Origin of the sequence: Thalassospira sp. UBA4513, from assembly GCF_002388495.1 — a bacterium.
Lineage (GTDB): Bacteria > Pseudomonadota > Alphaproteobacteria > Rhodospirillales > Thalassospiraceae > Thalassospira > Thalassospira tepidiphila.
Window position 1 is genome coordinate 7036 of the sequence record NZ_DGMR01000042.1, and the last position, 15650, is coordinate 22685.

The window sequence follows — 15650 nt, forward strand, 5'->3', positions numbered from 1 at the left end:
TTTTTGATTTCGTTCTTCCCGATTGTGGTCAATGTTGCCACCGGCCTTGCGACCCTGGAACCGGAATTGCGCGATGTGTTGCGGTCGCTTGGTGCGACACGGCGTGACATACTGATCAAGGTTGGTTTCCCGCGGGCGATGCCGTACTTCTTTGCATCCCTTAAGGTTGCGATCACGCTGGCCTTTGTCGGGTCGGTGATTTCGGAAACTGTCGCGTCGAACGTGGGTGTTGGTTATTTGATGCTGTCGGCTTCGTCGAAATTCAACATGCCGCTGGTGTTTGCCGGATTGCTGGTGATCGCGGTGATGGGCATTGCGATGTATGAGATCTTCAACGTCATCGAACGCCGGTCAACCAAATGGGCGAACCGCGGAAATCCAACCAACTAAACCCCATTTAGACCAATCATCAGACAAATAAAAAGGCCGGGAAAACCCCGGCCTTTTTTCATCGTACCATTTGCGATGGTTAGCTGAGATGTTCGTCAAAGAAGGCCATGGTGCGTTCCCAGGCCAGCATGGCATCTTCGCCGTCATAGCGCCCGCCGGTCGGGTTGGCAAAGGCGTGATCGGCGTCATACCAGAAGAACTGGTAATCGGTTTTGCCGGCGATGCGCAGCGATTCTTCGAAGCCTTCGACCATTTCCCGGTTGATGTTTTTATCAAGGGTGCCGAAATGGCCCATAATCGGCGCATTGAGCGTTGCGACCTGTTCCGGGGTCTTTTTTACATTGCCGTAATAGATCACGGCTGCGTCAATATTGGTGGCAAGTGCTGTATTGAGCGACCAGCCACCACCAAAGCACCAACCGACCGAACCAACCTTGCCAGTTGAGTCCTTGTGATTACGCAGGAATTCGACCGAGGCCTGCAATTTGCGGGTCGCAACTGCCGGGTCCATCGACGACATCAGGGAACGCGCCCCATCCGGCGTGGTGGCAGGCGGTTCACCATACAGATCAACCGCAAGCGCGATATAGCCCTGCTTGGCATATTCGGCCGCCACCGCACGGATATGATCATTAAGACCCCACCATTCATGGATCAGAATGACCGTGGGTGCCGGCAGGGTGGCCGGCATGGCGACTTCGGCGACCATTTCATCGCCTTCTGGCGTGGTGATGGTCACTTTATCAAGTCCGTGTCCGGCCGCATGGGCCAGCATCGGGTCGGCAAGAATAACAGCCAAAGGCAGGGCAACTGCGCCCTTCAGAAACAGTCGGCGTTCTTCATCGGTTGCCTTGGGCGGCGGACCGAGATGTTCGTGGGAGCCACATCCGTCTAGCGTACACATGTTCTAGCCTCTTCTGATTCCTGTTTTCGGGTTTTCCCGTATCACCATCATTTGCGACGGCACGCCCGGTTGGCAAATGACATTACTGTCATCTGGCCTGTCATCTATATTCAGGCGCGACCGCATTTCATTCAGGTTTGTTTACGGTGCCAATCGCAACAAGGATCATGATAACACAGCGCTTGGCCCTTAACTGCTGCTTGCACCAATGGACGTCCCCTGATTAAAAGGGGCACCCAACAGCCACAACCCGCCAGATGGAGAAGACATGCGCGATATTGAAACGGTTTTGTTCGACCTTGGCGGCGTTCTTGTCGACTGGGATCCGCGTTATCTGTATCGCAAGATGTTCAAGGACGATGCGGAGATGGAGCGTTTTCTGGCCGAGGTTTGCCATCCGCACTGGAACCATCTGCATGACCAGGGGATGCTGAGCTTTGCCAATTCCATCCCCGACCTTCAGCACCGCTATCCGCAGCACCATGACGAGATCGCCGCATGGCGGGAACGCTGGCCGGAGATGCTAAAAGGGGCGATTGATCGCACGGTCGGGATTCTTGAAGACCTTGAAAAACGCAAGAAGGTGCGCCTGTTTGCCCTGACCAACTGGTCGGCAGAAACATGGCCGCATGCGTTGGAACGCTTTGAGTTCCTTGATCACTTCGAAGATATTCTGGTGTCTGGCCAAGAAAAACTCGCCAAGCCGGATCCGCGAATTTTTGATCTGGCGATTGCGCGTTTCAAGCTTAACCCGCGCGAAACCCTGTTTATCGATGACAGCGAACGCAACATTCAGCAGGCACGCGAACTGGGCTTTATCACCCACTGGTTCCGCGATCCGGTCAAATTGCAGCGTGAATTGATCGAATACCAGCTGTACTGATCAGCGGACCGACATCAAAGCCGCCCCTAGCGGCGCTGGCGCAGGTAATTGCCAAAGCATTCGCCAAAGGCAAATTCCCAGCCCTTGAGGTAGCCTTCGCGAAGGGCTGGCGCGATTTCGCCGACATTTTCCCATGCCTTGTGCTCCAAACGGATGACACAGCGACCAAACTCGTTGAGGTCAAAGGACACCTCAACCAGGGTAAAGTCGCCGGCGTTCCAGCCCGGATGCCAGGTAAAGGACACATGTTCGCCCGGTTGCCAACTTCGTACCCGCCCCCACGGGATATCATCCTGCCCCTTGGCGCGTTCAATGATTTCCCCGCCAACACCCGAATTGAATTCGACCGTGATGCAGTCCTTTTTCGAGATCGAATGGGTATCGGTCGGCCACCAGTCGCCAAAGCCCGCAGTAAAGGCCTTGAAGGCATCTTCGGGATCGACGGCCAGGGTCAGCTCAAAGCGGATCGGGGCAAGGTCGGGATTCTTAAGCGGCGTCACGGTCAATTTCCCAAATCGTATCAAGGGCAGCGGTCAGTTCGTCAAAGTGACTGATCACTGCGTGCGCACCTGATTTATGCAGGGTATCAACATCATGATAGCCCCAATCAACGCCGATGGCGATCATGCCAGCCGCCCGGCCCATTTCGATGTCATAGCTGGTATCGCCAACAATCACCGCATTGGGCGCATCCACCCCGGTTTCTTCAAGGGCTGCCACCAACATCGCGGGATTGGGCTTTGACGGGTGATTGTCACAGGTCTGAAGGGTGACAAAGCGGCCTTCAAGTTCGTTGCGCGCCAGCACCGCATCAAGGCCTCGGCGGGCCTTGCCGGTTGCCACACCGCTTAACCATTTGCGGCCATCGATTTCCATCAGAACTTCGTGCACACCGGGGAACAGCGGTTCGTGAAAATCGGGGGTCTGGCGCAGGGTGAAGAACGCGGTTTTATAGGCCGCTGTCACCGCTGCGATGATGTCCTCATCCACCCGCGCCGGGCTTGCCAGCTTTGTGATGGCTTCGGGCAGGCTCAGACCGATGATAGTGCGCGTGTTTTCAAGCCCCGGGCAATCCAGACCGTGCTGTGCAAAGGCATGATCCATGCAATGCGCAATGGCGTGCTGGCTGTCGACAAGGGTGCCGTCGCAATCAAAAATCACAAGTCTAAGCGGATCAGTGGTCATGTGGGGTCTTTCATCAAAAATTTGGAACGCGGAGACTAATCGAAAGCGTTTCAAAGATCGAGTCTCCCGCGGTTGTATTGCCGTGCATTTTTTGTGCTGTGCGGGAAGCACCAGAAACCACAAGTGAATTTTGTATTACTGTCTAAGCGGCGCAATGCGCGCTACAATTGAATTCTGGCCTACAGGGCCCTGCCCGACAGAGGCAGGCTCTCTGCGACAGGAGGCAGACCATGCTTACACTTCGCGACTGCATCGACTTCAGCGACCTCACCGAGGAGGAAGTGCTGGCTATTGCCGAGTGCGAGCATATTCCATTGGTCACCGCCCTTGAGGAGGGTGAGTGCATGGTGCATACCAAAAACGGCCGCAAACAGCTTGCCGTGATGATCAAGGGCCAGGCCGAAATGTGTGAACGCATGGGTAACACGGTTCATGCCCAACACCTGAACCGGGTCTATGACGCCTTCATGAGACGTTTCGACAGCAAAAACACCTAGTACAGACTGTGTCCCAACGCCGTTTGATCAGGAGGACGAAAAAGCCGACGCAATGCGTCGGCTTTTCGGTGTCTGGTGCTGTTTGGAAAACACCCTATTTCTTGCGCGCACGCGACGGCTTTGCCTTTGGTTTGGGCTTCTCTTCCTTCTCGCGGTGAATTTCCGGGGTCAGGAATTTGGTCGGCGTTTTCGGATCGAAGTTCAGCTTTTTGAGCGTTTCGCCGAAATGTTCCGGCACGGGTGCCTCGATCACGACGCGATGGCCAGTGACCGGGTGCGGGAAATCAATCGCACGCGCATGCAGATGCATCTGATTGGACAGGCCATCAATAAACGCCTTGGGTCCACCATATTTGCCATCACCCAGGATCGGGCATTCGATGGCCTCGCAATGGACACGCAGCTGGTGAGTACGACCGGTCAGCGGTGACAGGGCAAGCCATGCGGCTTTGCGCCCGGCGCGATGAAGCTGACGGAAAACAGACTGTGCCGATTTACCGAGCTTTTCATCGATGACCATTTTCTCCCCGCCCTTGCCAGCAATTTTGGCAAGCGGGGCATCAATCATGCCTTCGCGTTCCGCAGGCGCACCGGTGACAATCGCCCAGTAAAGCTTGCGGGTCGATTTATCCTTGAACGCCTTGGTCAGCGCATGGGCCGCCGATGCCGAACGGGCCAGCAACAGAACACCACTGGTGTCCTTATCCAGACGGTGGACCAGCTTCGGGCGTTCTTTGCTATCGAGTTTCAGCGCATCAAGCATGCCATCGACATGAACATTGGTGTTGGTCCCGCCCTGCACGGCAAGGCCGGCGGGCTTGTTGATCGCCAGAACCAACTCGTCATAGAAAATGACGGAATCGCGCAGTGCCTGCAGCTCTGCCTCGGTCGCATCGGACTTGGCGGGGCCAGCCTGTTTGCGTTGCTGGACTTCAGACGGGTTATAGCTCGAACCGTCTTCGGCCCATGGGCCGGTGCCGCCACCAGACATGACAGGTACGGGTGGCACACGGATTTCCTGACCCGGCTCAACACGCTGATTGGCCTTGGCACGTTTGCCATCGACACGGATCTGACCGCCACGCAGGAATTTCTGGACCTGACCAAATGTGAATTCGGGACAGTTGCGCTTGAACCAGCGATCGAGCCGAATGTCGGCCTCGTCTGCCTTGACCTTGCGCAGAGTGACACCACTCATTGCAGAATACCCCTTACCAGCGCGATTGCGCCAAACAATGCCGAAATACCGACCACCACGGAAACACCAACATAAAGGGCGGCAAGCCCCATATTGCCCCGTTCATACAAAGTCGCGACATCCAGCGAGAACGTCGAAAAAGTTGTAAACGCCCCCAGAAAACCGGTCACAAGGAGTGCGCGCGTTTCAAGCCCCATGGATAGTTTCAGGGCGGAAACCTCGATCAGCACCCCCATCAGGAACGAACCGACGACATTGACCGTCAAAGTTCCCCAGGGAAATCCAGTGCCCATCACAGAACCCATCATGACGGAAACACTGTGACGCGCAACGGCACCAATGGCACCGCCCAAGGCAATGGATGCGATTAACAACGGTGAAAATTGCATGGCGCGGAACCTATTCCCTCAGTCCTGAAATGTCACGTGTGAATACGGCATGGGCCCATGCCAGCCAAGGGTATCAAACACCATGGCCGACGGATGATCAATCGCATTGGCCATGGCGGTTTAATGCCGGTTTACTGATTTTGTCCCATGCGGGCTTCGACATCGGCAAGCCAGGCCCGTGTGCGTTTTTCATTTTGCCCGAAATCATCGCGGCCATAGACCGATTGGGCGAACAAACAGAAAGCCACATCATTGCCGGTTTCCGGCAGGATCAGCTCGATCTCGACCCAGTCGGGAAAGCGAAATACTGCTGAGCGCGCCAGGAAATAAAGGCGACCGGCCTTGCCACCTGAAACATCGGTCATCAACGTCATGCCGTGATCCGGGGCGGTTTCGATCAAAACCTCGGTCAGTGTCGCGACCGACGCCGCAAAAGACGGACTTTGCATGGCGCGGTCACTGTCAGGCAGCCGGTCGGCCGGACAGGCAAGGAAGAAATTCGGCACATTCGGAAGGTCGGCATCGCGCCCGAAGGTCATATTGGGGGGATCGCCAGCAGGCAACATATGATCCATCAGCCCGGTAAAACGGACCGTTACGAAAATGCCTGCCAGTACCAGCAGTCCCCAGATTGCAACCATCGCCAGCCGTTTCAATGACACCACCTGCCCTTTTGCGAACTCCGATACATTAACCACAAAAGGTTAAGAATCAAAATGCCCGAACGGGAGGGAACCGTCGGGCATTTCGGGAAACACGCCCGTCAATCAGCAAACCAAGGGGGGGGGATATGGAAATTCGCTGATCGGCGGGAATGTAGCGGGACTTTTGAAACGGGATGCTTAGGCAGCGGCCGGCAGCTTGGCAGCTTCGACATTGGCAATTGCCTTGGCCATGGCTTCTTCGGCGTTAACACCAAAGCCAGACGCTTCGACGACTTCGACATCGGTGATGCCGATAAAGGCCAGAACCTGTTTGAGGTACGGGGTCGCGAAATCAGCCGGGCTATTGACCGGAACGCCACCGGTTGCGGCAACGATGTAGGCTTTTTTGCCTTCGACCAAGCCAACCGGGCCGTTTTCGGTGTAGTTGAAGGTCACACCAACGCGTGCAATCAGGTCAACCCAAGCCTTAAGGGTCGATGGGATGGAGAAGTTGTACATCGGTGCACCGATCACAAGAACGTCTGCATCCATAATTTCAGCCACCATCTTGTCAGATGCGGCGATCACTTTTTTCTGAGCTTCCGAACGGTTTTCAGCCGGGGTGTAATAGGCACCGACGGTTTCGCCGGTGATCGCTGAAACGACTGCCTCGTTGGTGTCGCGTTCGATAACGGTTGCCGATGAATCAGCGGCTTTGATGCGGTCGATCAGTTTGAGGGCGATCTGGCGGGAGTTCGAGTTCTCACCATTCACAGATGCGCTAACATGCAGAACTTTAGTCATTTTCAGTCTCCGAGTCCGGGTTTGTTTGTTGCCCTGAACTTACGCCTGCCAAACCGATCTGTTTAGCCAGAGACTCTTCACCAGATTGTTTCCATTTTGGAACCTAAATAACCTTTGGTTATTTATTGTCGCCTTTCTTTTGACGCTCCGCGCGCAGGCGGTCGAAATATTCGACGCGTTTTTTAAGATCGCGTTCAAAGCCGCGTTCGACCGGCTCGTAGAAATTTTGACGACGCATGCCTTCAGGGAAGTAGTTCTGGCCGGAAAAACCATCTTCCTGATCATGGTCATAGGCATAGCCGGTGCCATAGCCGATATCCTTCATCAGCTTGGTCGGGGCATTAAGGATATGGGCAGGTGGCATCAGCGACCCGGTATCGCGCGCAATCTTGAGCGACTTTTTATAAGCCGCATACCCGGCATTGGATTTCGGCGCGAGGGCGAGGTAAATCACCGCCTGTGCCAAGGCCAGTTCGCCTTCGGGACTGCCAAGGCGTTCGTATGATTCCCATGCCCCGATGCAGAATTGCTGGGCCTGTGGATCGGCAAGACCGATATCCTCGACCGCCATGCGGGTCAGTCGGCGGGCGACGAATTTGGGATCCTCTCCCCCGGCCAGCATACGGTTGAACCAATACAACGCTGCATCCGGGTCGGAGCCACGAATGGATTTATGCAGCGCGCTGATCAGGTTGTAGTGGCTGTCATCGCCCTTGTCATAGATCGGCATGCGCTTTTGCACGGTGCGGGCAAGCTCCGCCACGCCAAGCGGGCCATCATCTTCGCTGGGCGGCAGGGAAAACAGTTCCTCTGCCAGGTTCAGGCAATAACGCCCGTCGCCATCGGCCATGGCGCGCAGGGTTTCGCGTGCCTCGGGCGTGACGGGCAGTTCAAAGCCCATTTCCTTTTCGGCGCGCACCAGCAGTTCTTCAAGGCCCTGATCATCAAGACGCTTGAGCACCAGTACCTGACACCGTGACAGAAGTGCTGCGTTCAATTCAAAAGACGGGTTTTCGGTGGTCGCGCCGATCAGGGTGATGGTGCCGTCTTCGACATAGGGCAGGAAGCTGTCCTGCTGGGCCTTGTTGAAACGGTGTATCTCGTCGATGAACAGCAAAGTTGCCCCACCGGTGGAACGGCGCGCACGGGCACGTTCAAACACCTTGCGCAGGTCGGCAACGCCAGAAAAGATCGCAGAAAGCGGTTCAAACGCCATATCGGCAACATCGGCCATCAGCCGCGCCAATGTCGTTTTGCCACAGCCCGGCGGCCCCCACAGGATCACCGACGGCACACGGCCGGTCTTGATCATGCGGGTGATCGGGCCATCATCGCCAAACAGATGCCCCTGGCCCACCACTTCATCGAGTTTGGCGGGACGCAGTCTGTCGGCCAAAGGGCGCGTGACCTGACTTTCAAACAGGGAAACCATGCTGGAACAATACGATGTTGGTTTTTGGAGCGTCTTGACCGGAAAGTAACACGCAGATGACATTGATGACAGACGAAACATCGTCGATTGACGCTGGCATATGTGCGGCATAGCTTTCAGGCTTGTTTCCATCCAAGCAACAAAAAGAACACGTTCGTGACGCTCGTTTTTGCCCGCCTGCCCGACCCTGACTGTCGGTGCCTGCCATGACGTCGACTTCGCACGGCACGCCCGCCAAATTGCCGATTGTGATCGGCTTGGGCACGGGACAGACCCTTGCATTTGGTACCACATTGTATCTGCCGGCCATCTTGGCAGAGCCGATGGCGAATGAGCTTGGCATTCCAACGGGTTGGGCGTTTGGCGCCTTTTCACTTGCGCTGGTGGTTGCCGCCCTTTTCGGCCCCAAGGCCGGGGCGCGGATTGACCAGTTTGGTGGGCGCACGGTGCTGGCGGTGTCCAGCCTGATCTTTGCGTGCGGCCTTGCGATGCTGGGTACGGCGGACAGTCTGACCATGATGTGTGTGGCGTGGTGCGTCATTGGTGTTGGCATGTCGATGGGGCTTTATGAGTCGGCCTTTGCCACGCTGAGCTGGATTTATGGCCATGATGCGCGGGGCCCGATCACCGGCATTACCCTGATTGCCGGTTTTGCCAGCACGATCTGCTGGCCGATTACCGCCGGGATCGAGGCCGAATTTGACTGGCGCACGGCGTGCTACTTCTGGGCGGCGATGCATATCGTGCTGGGCTTGCCACTTAATCTGTTTCTGATCCCGCGCACCAAGACAGGCAACCGCGCGTCCCCTGCCGCGGATACGGCCAAAGCATCCCCTACCGCTGTCCCTGCCCCGGCCAAGCTATCGCGTTCGGATATCTTCAACATGCCGATGGTCCTTCTGGCCATCGTGTTTGCCGCCAGCTGGTTTACCGCAACGGCCATGGCCGCCCATTTGCCGCGCCTGTTACAAATTTCGGGGATGGATGCCGCCGGTGCGCTGATTGCCGCGTCGCTTGTGGGGCCAGCACAGGTTGCAGGCCGGTTGGCCGAGTTCGGGTTGCTCAAAAAGATGCATCCGCTGATTTCATCACGGCTTTCTGCCCTGACCCATCCGGTGGGGGCGGTATTGCTTTTGATCTTTGGCGGGCCGGTCGGAATGCTGTTTACCAGCCTGCACGGGATCGGCAATGGCATTCTGACCATTGCCAAGGGCACCTTGCCACTGGCGATCTTTGGCCCGGTTGGATATGGCGCCCGGCAAGGCTATATCATGGCACCATCGCGCTTTGCACAGGCGGCGGCCCCGTTTGTCTTCGGGCTTTTGATTGATGATTACAGGCAGTATGCGATTTTGCTGACCATCGTGCTTGGCCTTGTGACCTTTGCCGCGCTGATGATGTTGCGTCATCGCCCCGCCCCCGGCACATCCGACTGACCAAGATACAAAAAGGAGCGCACCACAGAGGTCCGCGCCATTGTTTTGGGTATCAGACCTGACGGTTACAGGGTGAAATCACCCGTAAGGACCTTGCCATCGCGTTTGACGGAAATCTTCCAGTCGCGACTGCGTTCACCGGCTCGGACGACTTCCTTGAAACGCGCGACTGTATCAATCGGCTGTCCATTGACCTCGACAATATAGTCACCGGCCTGAAGACGGGTGCGGCGTGCGAGGCTATCGCGGGCAACGGCGAGGATCATTACACCTTCGCTCAGCGTATCGATGCCCAGTTCATCGGCCAGTGCCGGGTTCATATTGGCGATTTTGGTGCCGCTGAACGGATTGCGGCCATCGATGATGCTTTCGTCACGGGCGGGAATTTCCGGTGCGACTTCCAGCGGCATGGCAAGGATGGTTTCAGCCCCGCGCCGCAGGACTGACAGCTTTGCCTCTCCGTTCAGCTCAAGCGTTGCGATACGGAATTTAAGCTCGTTCGGGTTATCAACGGCCAGGCCATTGACCGCGATGACAACGTCACCCGATTGCAGGCCGCCGCGTTCAGCGGGGCTTCCGGCGCGAACCTTGTTGATCAGAACACCATGCGGGCGATCCAATTCAAGCGAGGCCGCCAGATCGGCCGTCACCGACTGCCCGGCTGCACCCAGCCACGGACGACGCAAATCGCCACTGATCAGGCCGCGCATCACCACCTTGACCATATTGGCCGGAACCGCAAAGCCGATGCCGTTCGACCCGCCGGACTTGGTAAAGATCGCCGAGTTGACGCCGATCAGGTTGCCATCAATATCTACCAATGCCCCGCCGGAATTCCCCGGGTTGATCGCGGCATCGGTCTGGATGAAGGATTGGTAATCCTGACCGGTGACACCGGCACGGGCCAATGCCGAGACAATGCCACTGGTCACAGTCTGTCCGACACCAAACGGGTTGCCGATGGCCAGAACAAGGTCGCCAACCTCGACCGCGTCAGAGTCGCCAAACGGAATGGCCGGCAGTTCGTTATCGACCCCGCGCAGTTTCAGGACGGCAAGATCGGTGCGTTCGTCCGAGCCGACCAGATCGGCATCAAATTCGCGGTTGTCATGCAAGACAACGCGGATCTCGCTGGCGCCATCGATCACGTGATGGTTGGTGACCACCGTGCCATTGCCCGAAACAATCACACCGGAACCGAGCGAACGTTCAACACGCTGGCGCGGGGCGCCAAAAGCACCACCGAAACGATCGCCAAAGAATTGCTTGAAGAACGGGTCGTTGAAGAACGGCGTGCGCTGGCGTTGTTCGACGACCTTCTTGGTGTAGATGTTGACAACCGCCGGGGCGGTTTGTTTGACCAATGGCGAAAGCGACATCTTGATGTCCGCCTGGCTTGACGGCAAACGCCGGTCCAGGGTGGCTTCATCGCTTTGGGCATGGGCCAGATTGCCTGTGCTTGAAATCGTCGCGAGTCCGATTATGGCAAAGGCGACAATCTTTGAAATCCATCTTGCCTGCACGTCACACTCTCTCTGTTGGTTTGCTTGTTCGCGGTCCTGTGACCGACAAAGACTTGTCATCAATTAGGGAAACTAGACCTTACGCGCAACCTTGTCGGAAATATGAAATTTCTGAAATTTAGCCAAAAGAAAACGGGCGACACCGAATGGCATCGCCCGTTTCTGTTTCTTAAAGGCCGAAGCGTTGCTTATTCAGCAGCTGCTTCTTCGCCTTCGCCCTCTGCTTCGAGGCGAGCACGGTCTTCCGCGCCTTTTGCATCGGCGTTGCGATCGACAAGTTCAATCACAGCAACCGGAGCCGCATCGCCATAACGGAAGCCAGCCTTGAGAACACGGGTGTAACCACCAGCGCGCTCTTTGTAGCGGTCAGCGATTTCGCCGAACAGCTTGGCAACGACTTTGTCATCACGCAGGATCGAAATGGCCTGACGGCGTGCATGCAGGTCGCCCCGCTTGCCCAGCGTAATCAGTTTTTCGACATACGGGCGAAGATCCTTGGCCTTCGGAAGAGTGGTTTTGATCTGCTCGTGGGTGAGCAGCGAAACTGCCATGTTGGCAAACATCGCCTTACGATGGGACGAAGTACGATTAAGCTTACGGCCTTGCATACCGTGACGCATGGTAACTCTCCTTAATAGCCTGGCTTCGCTCACGAAACCGATTGTAAAACCGCGCCGCCACCCTGATCACTTTTACAGAAAGGCCAGGTTATGCACGTGCGGTGTGGGCAACAAGCCCGCCGGATGCCCAAACAACTGGGGTCCCCGGTTTGGAACACGAATGTTCCGATCTCGGCCCGAAGGCCGAAGACCCGTTCTTAGAACGGATCTTCGAACTTGCGCGCAAGTTCTTCGATGTTTTCCGGCGGCCAACCGCCGACTTCCATACCAAGATGCAGACCCATCTGAGCCAGTACATCCTTGATTTCGTTCAGCGACTTACGGCCGAAGTTCGGCGTACGGAGCATTTCTGCTTCGGTCTTCTGAACAAGATCACCGATATAGATGATGTTGTCGTTCTTCAGGCAGTTAGCCGAACGTACCGACAGCTCAAGCTCGTCAACCTTACGAAGAAGGTTACGGTTGAACGGCAGTTCGTCTTCTTTCTTCTCTTCGACAACCGCTTCCGGCTCTTCGAAGTTGACGAACAGCGACAGCTGGTCCTGAAGGATACGGGCAGCAAGTGCAACCGAATCTTCTGGGGTCAGTGCACCGTTGGTTTCAACGGTCAGCGACAGCTTGTCAAAGTCGGTATCCTGACCAACACGGGTGTTTTCCACCTTGTAGGCCACTTTACGGATCGGGCTGAAGATCGCATCGATCGGAATAAGACCAATCGGCGCATCCGACGAGCTGTGCGAGCTGGCTGCAACATAGCCTTTACCGTTATCAACGGTGAATTCGATGTTGAGCGTAGCACCATCGTCAAGATGGCAAAGCTCGAGATCCGGGTTAAGGATTTCGATATCCGCACCGGTTTCGATCTGACCTGCGGTGACGGCACCAGGGCCGGTCGCCTTCAGAGCCATTTTCTTCGGACCTTCAGCATGCATACGCACGCCCATGGTCTTGATGTTCAGGATGATGTCGGTGACATCTTCACGCACACCCGGGATCGACGAAAATTCGTGCAATACACCGTCGATCTGGATCGCAGTAACTGCCGAACCCTGGAGCGACGACAGCAGAATGCGACGCAGCGCGTTACCCAGAGTCTGACCAAAACCGCGCTCCAGCGGTTCTGCCACGATCGTACCAATACGGCTGGCATCAGTACCCGGAGTAACATCAAGCTTCGTCGGCTTAATCAGTTCCTGCCAGTTCTTTTGAATCACGAGACCCACCTTCGCAACTGGAGCCTATGGAAAGGAGGGCAATAAACTTGCCCCCACGAGAAACGCGAAGAGGCCCGGTCATCCCGGGCCCAAACGCGGGGTCGTCCGCAAGGATCGACGCGATTAGACGCGACGACGTTTACGCGGACGGCAACCGTTGTGCGGAATCGGCGTTACGTCTTTGATCGACGTAATGGTGAAACCGACAGCCTGCAGCGCACGCAGTGCAGATTCACGTCCCGAACCCGGGCCTTTAACCTGTACTTCGAGGGTTTTCATGCCGTGTTCAGCAGCTTTTTTACCTGCATCTTCGGCAGCCATCTGTGCAGCATACGGAGTCGATTTACGCGAACCGCGGAAACCCATACCACCAGCGGTCGACCAGGAAATGGTGTTACCCTGAACGTCGGTGATGGTGATCATGGTGTTGTTGAAGGTCGCGTTTACGTGCGCGATACCGTTCGTAATGTTCTTGCGCTCGCGGCGACGCACGCGAGTCTGAGGAGCTTTCGCCATTGTCGTTCCCCTACCTTACTTCTTCTTGCCAGCAATCGGCTTAGCCGGGCCCTTACGGGTGCGAGCGTTGGTGTGGGTACGCTGACCGCGTACCGGGAGACCGCGACGATGACGCAGGCCGCGATAGCTGCCCAGGTCCATCAGACGTTTAATGTTCATTGCGGTTTCACGACGGAGGTCGCCTTCGACGGTGTAATCAGCGTCGATAACTTCACGAACCTTCAGAACCTGGTCATCAGAAAGCTGATGAACGCGGGTTGCGGATTCGATTCCGACCTTTGCGCAAATTTCTTTGGCTTTAGCCGGGCCAATACCGGTGATGTAGGTAAGCGCAATCACGACGCGCTTCGCGGTCGGGATGTTTACGCCAGCAATACGAGCCACTATGTGAACTCCTGTTTCCTGTTAACAAACCCAGGGGCAGATCCGGTAGGGTAGGACGCTGCAAAAGCGGGCCAGCATTACTGCCAACCCGCCAGCAAAAAAACGCCCTGCCCGGGAAATTACCCCAGGATGGCTTCAATCTCGCGCGTAACTTCGTCGATTTCAGCCATCCCGTCAACTGTTTTCAGCTTACCGACCTTTTCATAGTAAGGAATGATCGGTGCTGTCTGCTTGTGATAAGCTTCCAGTCGCGAGGTGACCGTCTCGGCTGTGTCGTCCGCACGGCGTTTAAATTCGGTGCTGCCACAAACGTCACAGACACCTTCCTTGGCGGGTTTCTGGAACTCGTCATGATAGCCCTGCCCGCATTTCGCACAGGTATAGCGACCGACAACACGGGCCACCAACGCTGCATCATCAACACGCAGTTCAATCACGTAATCAAGTGCCAGTCCCTTGGATTCCAGCATTTCGTCCAGAGCTTCTGCCTGGGCGGTCGTGCGCGGGAACCCGTCCAGAATGAAACCACCCTTGGTGTCATCCTGGTCAAGTCTTTCAGAAATCAGACCGATCATCAGATCGTCGGATACGAGCTGCCCCGCATCCATGACTTCCTTTGCCTTCTGCCCCAGTTCGGTTCCGGCAGCAACCGCTGCACGGAGCATGTCGCCCGTCGAGAGCTGGATCATGCCGCGTCCTGTTTCAAGACGCTTGGCCTGGGTACCTTTCCCTGCGCCGGGAGGGCCAAGAAGGATAATATTCATCGTCTTCCCCCTGAATGCGGTGGTCGCTTGTTAGCGGCGGCGACCACGCAGTTTGGATTTCTTGATCAGGCCTTCATACTGATGAGCCAGCATATGAGACTGAATCTGCGCAACGGTATCCATGGTTACCGTGACAACGATCAGGAGGCTAGTCCCACCAAAGTAGAAGGGAACAGACCATTCCGCGATCAGCAGTTCCGGCAGGATACAGACGAATGCGAGATACGCCGCACCGATCACCGTCAGACGGGTCAGAATGAAATCCAGATAGTTGGCTGTATTCTTACCCGGACGAATGCCCGGAATAAAGCCACCATGTTTCTTCAGGTTGTCTGCCGTATCTTCCGGGTTGAAGACAACCGCGGTGTAGAAGAAGGCAAAGAAGACAATCAAACCGATATAAAGCGCAATATAAAGCGGCTGACCACGGCCAAGCAGTGCAGTTGCAGTCGTCAACCAGGCCGGGGCATCAACACCGGTGGTGAACTGGGCAACCGAAAGCGGCATCAGCAGCAACGAGCTTGCGAAAATCGGCGGAATAACACCGGCAGTGTTGATCTTCAGCGGCAGGTGCGAGCTCTGACCTTCCATGACCTTCATGCCGACCTGGCGTTTCGGGTACTGGATCAGAACGCGGCGCTGCGCACGTTCAACAAAGACGATGAAGGCGATAACTGCGATTGCCAGAACGATGATTGCAACGATAACCAGTGCAGAAATCGCACCGGTACGACCCAGTTCAAGGGTGCCTGCAATCGCGCTTGGCAGGCCTGCAACAATACCGGCAAAGATGATCAGCGAAATACCGTTACCAATGCCGCGCTGGGTGATCTGTTCACCAAGCCACATCAGGAACATGGTGCCACC

General features: G+C 56.1%; 19 protein-coding genes. 4 read left to right on the forward strand and 15 right to left on the reverse strand.

The window, feature by feature from the left end; genetic code table 11:
• The coding region (locus tag B2T33_RS20145; RefSeq protein WP_286793051.1) for an ABC transporter permease at positions 1–390 on the forward strand (390 nt) is incomplete at its 5' end.
• A 79-nt stretch (positions 391–469) separates the two neighbouring features.
• Here the strand turns inward: B2T33_RS20145 and B2T33_RS20150 are convergent.
• Positions 470–1294, reverse strand: coding sequence for a dienelactone hydrolase family protein (locus B2T33_RS20150; protein ID WP_063087048.1), 825 nt, complete (start codon positions 1292–1294; stop codon positions 470–472).
• 268 nt (positions 1295–1562) lie between these two features.
• Here B2T33_RS20150 and B2T33_RS20155 point away from each other — a divergent pair, with 268 nt between their 5' ends.
• Complete coding sequence (locus B2T33_RS20155; protein ID WP_286793054.1) at positions 1563–2177, forward strand: HAD family hydrolase; 615 nt, start codon at positions 1563–1565, stop codon at positions 2175–2177.
• 26 nt (positions 2178–2203) lie between these two features.
• Here the strand turns inward: B2T33_RS20155 and B2T33_RS20160 are convergent, their stop codons facing one another.
• Both B2T33_RS20160 and B2T33_RS20165 read right to left on the reverse strand, forming a co-directional pair.
• Positions 2204–2677 carry an SRPBCC domain-containing protein gene (locus B2T33_RS20160; RefSeq protein WP_286793056.1) on the reverse strand — a complete coding sequence of 158 codons (474 nt, stop codon included), beginning with the start codon at positions 2675–2677 and terminating at the stop codon, positions 2204–2206.
• On the reverse strand, positions 2664–3362 hold the full coding sequence (locus B2T33_RS20165) for an HAD-IA family hydrolase (RefSeq protein WP_286793058.1): 699 nt from the start codon (positions 3360–3362) through the stop codon (positions 2664–2666). The genes B2T33_RS20160 and B2T33_RS20165 overlap by 14 nt, the downstream gene beginning before the upstream one ends.
• Before the next feature lie 230 nt (positions 3363–3592).
• Here B2T33_RS20165 and B2T33_RS20170 point away from each other — a divergent pair, with 230 nt between their 5' ends.
• Positions 3593–3859 (forward strand): hypothetical protein, encoded by a 267-nt coding sequence (locus B2T33_RS20170; RefSeq protein ID WP_063087045.1) that lies wholly within the window; start codon positions 3593–3595, stop codon positions 3857–3859.
• A 94-nt stretch (positions 3860–3953) separates the two neighbouring features.
• Here the strand turns inward: B2T33_RS20170 and B2T33_RS20175 are convergent, their stop codons facing one another.
• The 5 genes from B2T33_RS20175 to B2T33_RS20195 form a co-directional block, all read right to left on the reverse strand.
• The gene (locus tag B2T33_RS20175; RefSeq protein ID WP_286793061.1) at positions 3954–5057 is read right to left on the reverse strand and encodes an RluA family pseudouridine synthase; all 1104 of its coding nucleotides are present in this window, start codon (positions 5055–5057) and stop codon (positions 3954–3956) included.
• Positions 5054–5446 carry a fluoride efflux transporter CrcB gene (gene crcB, locus B2T33_RS20180; RefSeq protein ID WP_063087043.1) on the reverse strand — a complete coding sequence of 131 codons (393 nt, stop codon included), beginning with the start codon at positions 5444–5446 and terminating at the stop codon, positions 5054–5056. Before crcB ends, B2T33_RS20175 begins: the two co-directional genes overlap by 4 nt.
• Before the next feature lie 131 nt (positions 5447–5577).
• Entirely contained in the window at positions 5578–6108 is a 531-nt protein-coding gene (locus B2T33_RS20185; protein WP_286793063.1) for a DUF1499 domain-containing protein, read from the reverse strand.
• A 180-nt stretch (positions 6109–6288) separates the two neighbouring features.
• Positions 6289–6894, reverse strand: coding sequence for an FMN-dependent NADH-azoreductase (locus tag B2T33_RS20190; RefSeq protein ID WP_063087040.1), 606 nt, complete (start codon positions 6892–6894; stop codon positions 6289–6291).
• A gap of 118 nt (positions 6895–7012) precedes the next feature.
• The gene (locus tag B2T33_RS20195) at positions 7013–8326 is read right to left on the reverse strand and encodes a replication-associated recombination protein A (RefSeq protein ID WP_008892202.1); all 1314 of its coding nucleotides are present in this window, start codon (positions 8324–8326) and stop codon (positions 7013–7015) included.
• Positions 8327–8532: 206 nt separating this feature from the next.
• On the opposite strand from B2T33_RS20195, the gene B2T33_RS20200 reads away from it, so the two are divergent.
• Positions 8533–9762, forward strand: coding sequence for an MFS transporter (locus B2T33_RS20200; protein ID WP_286793066.1), 1230 nt, complete (start codon positions 8533–8535; stop codon positions 9760–9762).
• Between the two features lie 65 nt (positions 9763–9827).
• Here the strand turns inward: B2T33_RS20200 and B2T33_RS20205 are convergent, their stop codons facing one another.
• The 7 genes from B2T33_RS20205 to secY all read right to left on the reverse strand — a co-directional run.
• Entirely contained in the window at positions 9828–11285 is a 1458-nt protein-coding gene (locus B2T33_RS20205) for a DegQ family serine endoprotease (RefSeq protein ID WP_286793068.1), read from the reverse strand.
• A gap of 188 nt (positions 11286–11473) precedes the next feature.
• The gene (gene rplQ, locus B2T33_RS20210) at positions 11474–11905 is read right to left on the reverse strand and encodes a 50S ribosomal protein L17 (protein ID WP_008892198.1); all 432 of its coding nucleotides are present in this window, start codon (positions 11903–11905) and stop codon (positions 11474–11476) included.
• 197 nt (positions 11906–12102) lie between these two features.
• Positions 12103–13119 carry a DNA-directed RNA polymerase subunit alpha gene (locus B2T33_RS20215; protein WP_008892197.1) on the reverse strand — a complete coding sequence of 339 codons (1017 nt, stop codon included), beginning with the start codon at positions 13117–13119 and terminating at the stop codon, positions 12103–12105.
• Positions 13120–13242: 123 nt separating this feature from the next.
• A complete protein-coding gene (rpsK, locus tag B2T33_RS20220; RefSeq protein WP_044828432.1) occupies positions 13243–13635 on the reverse strand; it encodes a 30S ribosomal protein S11 in 393 nt (130 codons plus the stop codon).
• Between the two features lie 15 nt (positions 13636–13650).
• On the reverse strand, positions 13651–14019 hold the full coding sequence (rpsM, locus tag B2T33_RS20225; protein ID WP_008892195.1) for a 30S ribosomal protein S13: 369 nt from the start codon (positions 14017–14019) through the stop codon (positions 13651–13653).
• Positions 14020–14138: 119 nt separating this feature from the next.
• Positions 14139–14783, reverse strand: coding sequence for an adenylate kinase (locus tag B2T33_RS20230; protein ID WP_286793073.1), 645 nt, complete (start codon positions 14781–14783; stop codon positions 14139–14141).
• Positions 14784–14813: 30 nt separating this feature from the next.
• Positions 14814–15650 (reverse strand): preprotein translocase subunit SecY (gene secY / locus B2T33_RS20235; protein ID WP_286793076.1); only part of this gene is annotated, 837 nt, incomplete at its 5' end.

Coding starts and splice junctions, on each gene's coding strand:
- B2T33_RS20165 (WP_286793058.1), bottom strand. CDS start 3,362: ATGACCACTGATCCGCTTAGACTTGTGATTTTTGATTGCGACGGCACC.
- B2T33_RS20190 (WP_063087040.1), bottom strand. CDS start 6,894: ATGACTAAAGTTCTGCATGTTAGCGCATCTGTGAATGGTGAGAACTCG.
- B2T33_RS20230 (WP_286793073.1), bottom strand. CDS start 14,783: ATGAATATTATCCTTCTTGGCCCTCCCGGCGCAGGGAAAGGTACCCAG.
- rplQ (WP_008892198.1), bottom strand. CDS start 11,905: ATGCGTCACGGTATGCAAGGCCGTAAGCTTAATCGTACTTCGTCCCAT.
- B2T33_RS20200 (WP_286793066.1), top strand. CDS start 8,533: ATGACGTCGACTTCGCACGGCACGCCCGCCAAATTGCCGATTGTGATC.
- B2T33_RS20150 (WP_063087048.1), bottom strand. CDS start 1,294: ATGTGTACGCTAGACGGATGTGGCTCCCACGAACATCTCGGTCCGCCG.
- B2T33_RS20170 (WP_063087045.1), top strand. CDS start 3,593: ATGCTTACACTTCGCGACTGCATCGACTTCAGCGACCTCACCGAGGAG.
- rpsK (WP_044828432.1), bottom strand. CDS start 13,635: ATGGCGAAAGCTCCTCAGACTCGCGTGCGTCGCCGCGAGCGCAAGAAC.
- B2T33_RS20155 (WP_286793054.1), top strand. CDS start 1,563: ATGCGCGATATTGAAACGGTTTTGTTCGACCTTGGCGGCGTTCTTGTC.
- B2T33_RS20195 (WP_008892202.1), bottom strand. CDS start 8,326: ATGGTTTCCCTGTTTGAAAGTCAGGTCACGCGCCCTTTGGCCGACAGA.
- B2T33_RS20175 (WP_286793061.1), bottom strand. CDS start 5,057: ATGAGTGGTGTCACTCTGCGCAAGGTCAAGGCAGACGAGGCCGACATT.
- crcB (WP_063087043.1), bottom strand. CDS start 5,446: ATGCAATTTTCACCGTTGTTAATCGCATCCATTGCCTTGGGCGGTGCC.